General features: G+C 55.9%; 4 protein-coding genes. 1 reads left to right on the forward strand and 3 read right to left on the reverse strand.

The features are described from left to right. Positions 1-99 (reverse strand): helix-turn-helix domain-containing protein (locus B1991_RS19200; RefSeq protein ID WP_136259943.1); only part of this gene is annotated, 99 nt, incomplete at its 3' end. Positions 100-246: 147 nt separating this feature from the next. On the opposite strand from B1991_RS19200, the gene B1991_RS17370 reads away from it, so the two are divergent. Continuing rightward, positions 247-1,974 (forward strand): P-loop ATPase, Sll1717 family, encoded by a 1,728-nt coding sequence (locus tag B1991_RS17370; RefSeq protein WP_136259944.1) that lies wholly within the window; start codon positions 247-249, stop codon positions 1,972-1,974. A gap of 312 nt (positions 1,975-2,286) precedes the next feature. Here the strand turns inward: B1991_RS17370 and B1991_RS17375 are convergent, their stop codons facing one another. Both B1991_RS17375 and B1991_RS17380 read right to left on the reverse strand, forming a co-directional pair. Next, positions 2,287-3,168: an alpha/beta fold hydrolase gene (locus B1991_RS17375; protein ID WP_168709702.1), complete on the reverse strand. Its 882-nt coding sequence runs from the start codon at positions 3,166-3,168 to the stop codon at positions 2,287-2,289. A gap of 416 nt (positions 3,169-3,584) precedes the next feature. After that, complete coding sequence (locus B1991_RS17380) at positions 3,585-4,022, reverse strand: hypothetical protein (RefSeq protein WP_136259946.1); 438 nt, start codon at positions 4,020-4,022, stop codon at positions 3,585-3,587. Positions 4,023-4,080: the final 58 nt, after the last annotated feature.

The following is a 4,080-nucleotide window of genomic DNA, read 5'->3' on the forward strand; positions in this document are numbered from 1 at the left end:
CCCCAGCGACCGCCCGATGGCACGCAAGCTATCGCCAGACTCCAGCCGCTGCTGGATCTCCACTCTCTCTTCCAACGTCAATTCGCTATAGGTTCTCATCGCAACAGCCTATGTCAGATCGGGATAGGTGTTGCACGTGGAGTTTGAGACGGCCCTCGCTACATCTTCAGAAATTTCGACCCGAATGAGTCGCCCAGGCTTTCCGCCTACGAGGCGATCAACCAAGTTGCACAATCCTACGGGGTATTGGTTCCGCTGCTTTCCGAAGTCCAAGAAGGCGCGGCAATTCACAACCTGCGAGCTGCGTTTGTTGCCGGTCTCGCTGCGGGGTTAAAAAGACCTCTTTGTATAATACAGCAAGGTGATGGCCCGATTCCCTTGGATGTTAGAGACATCGCCGAAACTGCGCACCGATTAGAAGACATTAATGAGATAGTTGGGGAGTTCGCCGCACGTGTGGCAGAGGCATTCCAGGAGGGTAGGCCAGCGCCAAGCCGCGGTCGCCAGACTTTTCTCTCCACCCTAGACTTAGGCGCATCTTCTGCGGAGAATGAGATGCGTACCCTTCAGAATTACTATTTGAACACTGAAGCGTTTTTAAAGTCGCTTAGAGGTGAAGCACATCTTGTAGTGGGTCGAAAAGGTTCGGGTAAGTCCGCAATCTTTTTGCAGATACGTGATAGGGAGCGTTCGCGGGATCCCAGTCAAAATATCGTTTTGGACCTTAAGCCTGAAGGGTACAAGTTGCTGAAGTTTAAGGAGCTGATTCTGCAGTTCATGCAAGAGGGAACGCTTCAGCACACCATAACTGCTTTCTGGAACTATGTTCTTTTGCTTGAAATTTGTTACAAAATTCTCGAGAAAGATAGGCAGCGGCATCTAAACAACCATAATCTCTACGATTCCTATAAGCGTCTTGAGGATTTGTATAACGTTTCCGGATATTTTTCGGAGGGAGACTTTTCTGAGCGAATAAGCTCGCTAATTGAAAAGATCCACTCTAGGTACGAGTACAAGTACGGGGCGAGGGAAGATGTACGGTTAGACTCGGGTCAGATTACCGAATTATTGTATCAGCATGACCTCCGAAAGCTAGAAAATGAGCTTGCGAAATACATGCAACATAAGGGCGTGCTTTGGCTACTTTTTGACAATGTGGATAAAGGTTGGCCGACTTCGGGCCTCAAGCACGAGGACTTGGTAATTATTCGTTGTCTGATAGATGCGGCTAGAAAAATTGAGCGAGAATTCTCTAGAGTGGATGTGGATGTAAATACAATCGTTTTTCTTCGGAACGACGTGTACGAGCTGTTGGTGCAGGAGACCTCGGATAGAGGAAAAGAAGGCAATGTTATGCTCGACTGGACCGATCAGGACCTCTTAAGGGAAATTATCAGGCTGCGTATTGTTGCCAACGGCCTAGATGAGTCCATGTCCATTGAGGAGGCTTGGCCTTTGATATCTACACCGCTTTATCATGGTGAAGACAGTCTCCAATATCTAATAGATCGATCGCTGATGCGACCAAGGTTTTTGCTTAATCTGATCAACCAGTGCAAGGCTTCTGCGGTAAACCTTAAGCACGAAAAGATTGGCGAGGACGACATCGAGAAGGGATTTGGTGCTTACTCGGTTGATGTATTAACCGATGTCGAGTATGAAATGAATGACGTATCACCGTCGTCCGGCGATGCGCTTTATGCGTTTATTGATGTGCCGGATGCGATTACATATGAAGAAGTTGGTGCGGTATTGGCGCGATTTGGTGTTAGTCCAGACCGCATTGACGATGTGGTGAACCTGCTGCTCTGGTATGGATTCTTGGGAGTACAGGTTGCGCTAGATGACGTAAGGTATATTTACGATTTCAGCTATAGCACACGCATGCTCCGTGGCTTTCTGAAGGCCAGGCCAAATTCAGTTTTTTCCGTGAATCCTGCTTTCTCGGAAGCTTTAGCTATTACTAGGCAGTGATCCAAAAAGGAATTAAAGGAGGAAAAGGTGTCAGGGACATTTTTTCTGATGATAATCCGGTGTGAAAAATGGGTCAGGTTCATTAACCCACTCGCGGTAAATGAACCTGACCCCTTGTTTGCTAGAAAGGGGAGGGTGCGGGTGGAGTGGTCGCGCACGCCTGCCTCTCCCCGCGCCGACGGAGCCCGGCCTTTTCCGCTGATACGGTCAGCCGTCGTTGCGGGCGGCCTGCGGGCGAGTACTGGTGGCGTGGCCTGTTGTCCCGATCAGTCCGCTACGGAGCGCACCGGTCGGAGCGAGGGAACACGCCGCTTACGGGTCGAGCAGCGAGGCGACCGCGGAGTGGAACGCCTGCGGATCCTGCACCACACCGCCATGACCCACGTCGGCGAGGATCTCCAGTCGCGCACCCGGAATCAGTCGCGCCAGCGAGCGCGTGTGGGCGGCGCGGATGAATTGCTCGTGGTCGCCATCGGCCACCACCGTGGGGGCGGTGATCCTGGCCAGGTCCGCCGGGGCGATTTCCGGTTCCCGCGAGTACATGTCACCCAGCATCGCGCGCATGCGGATGAATCCGTCCGGGGTGGGCGACAGGCGTCGGTAGTCGGCCTGGACGCGCGCCATGTAACGGGCAGCCAGTCGCGGATCGGGTGGCGTATCGGTGTATCCCGAACGGCTGTAGTTCGCGCCGAACACGAACAGCTTGTGCACGCGCTCGGGATAATAGATGGCCAGCAGCAGGCCGATGATGCCGCCATCGCTCTCGCCCACGATGGAGACGGTGGGCAGGTGCAGTGCATCGAGCACGCCGATCGTGTCGGCGGCCATCAACGCATAGCCGAGTGGCTGAGCGGGCAGGCTGCTGCGGCCACGCCCGCGGCAATCCAGCGCGATCACCTCGTGTCGGGGTGTCAACCGCGGCACTTCGAAGCCCCATTCCAGCGCGCTGCCGAGGCCGCCGTGCAACAGCAGCACCGGTCGCCCGCCGCCGGCGTTGAAAACCATGTAGTGCAGACGCGCGCCGTTGACGGATACGTAATCGTCGACGTCGGGGCGGGGCAGGGGCGGCACGTCCGGTAGCGTCGCCCAGCGCGGGGGCGGGGGCGCAGTCACGGGCCCGGTCGCATGCGCGCCCAGCGGTGCCATCAGCACGGCAAGCGCAAGGATCACGTTGGGCAAGGCGGTGCGTTTCATCACGCTCCCGATGTCCTGTGAACGGGGCAGCGGCCCAAGTATACGCAGTGACCGGGCGGCTGCACCCGGTGGCGCCCCTGCGCATGCTTGTGGTGGCCGCGCGTGCATCCGACGCGCCGATCCGCGGCTCACCTCACGACTTTTCGGGAAAAAGGGGTCAGGTTTATTAACCCACTCGCGGTAAATGAATCCGACTCCTTTGCTTGGGTGTACATTCGCCGGGAATGCCGAATTAAAGGGAACGTGGCTAATTAATTTCGTTTGTGGTCTGGCGAAGCGAGACACCTGACGGCCGCGGTTAGCGACACTCCCTCTTTCGAAGCAGGGCAGGGCCAGCGTCGTCCGTCCGATTCCATGGTGGTCGACACTGGCCCTGCTTCATGTCACTGGCTTGTTGAGCCTTGCGCAGGCAAAGGCTATTGCCCGTCGTCGGCCTTGAGCGTCAGTTCCTCTTTCTGCTGCGCACTGGCCTTGTCCCACTTTTGCATGTAGTCCAGCTTCTTGGCGCGGATATCGGCCGCGTGTTCGGTGTACCACTGTTCCGCCTGCGGCGTCACGCTTACCCAGGATGTCGCGCTCATCCATTTGGCGAAATCCTCCGATCGCGTGCTGTACTGCGCGCCGGCATCGTTGTGGATGGGGATCAGCGAAAAGCGTGCCTTCCACACGCCCACGCGCGGCTTGATCAGTGCGTAATAGGTTTTGCCTGCGTCAAGGTGCGCGATCATGAAGTCCGCATTCTCGGCGATCACCATGAACAGATGATCACCAGGCTCGGCCTGGTAGCCGATCTTGTCCTTGCTTGAAACGATGCCGATGAACTGGTCGGCGCTGTCATGGGTGGGCGGTTTCAAGGTCCACGTGCAACATGATCAGTGAATCGTTCCTGCTTCTGCCTCAGCCAGTCTGAGG

The sequence above is a fragment of the Rhodanobacter lindaniclasticus genome (genome assembly GCF_004799035.1).
GTDB lineage: Bacteria > Pseudomonadota > Gammaproteobacteria > Xanthomonadales > Rhodanobacteraceae > Rhodanobacter > Rhodanobacter lindaniclasticus.

Bases quoted from the DNA above. Each gene is read 5' to 3' on its own strand.
- B1991_RS17375 (WP_168709702.1), bottom strand. From the start codon at position 3,168: ATGAAACGCACCGCCTTGCCCAACGTGATCCTTGCGCTTGCCGTGCTG.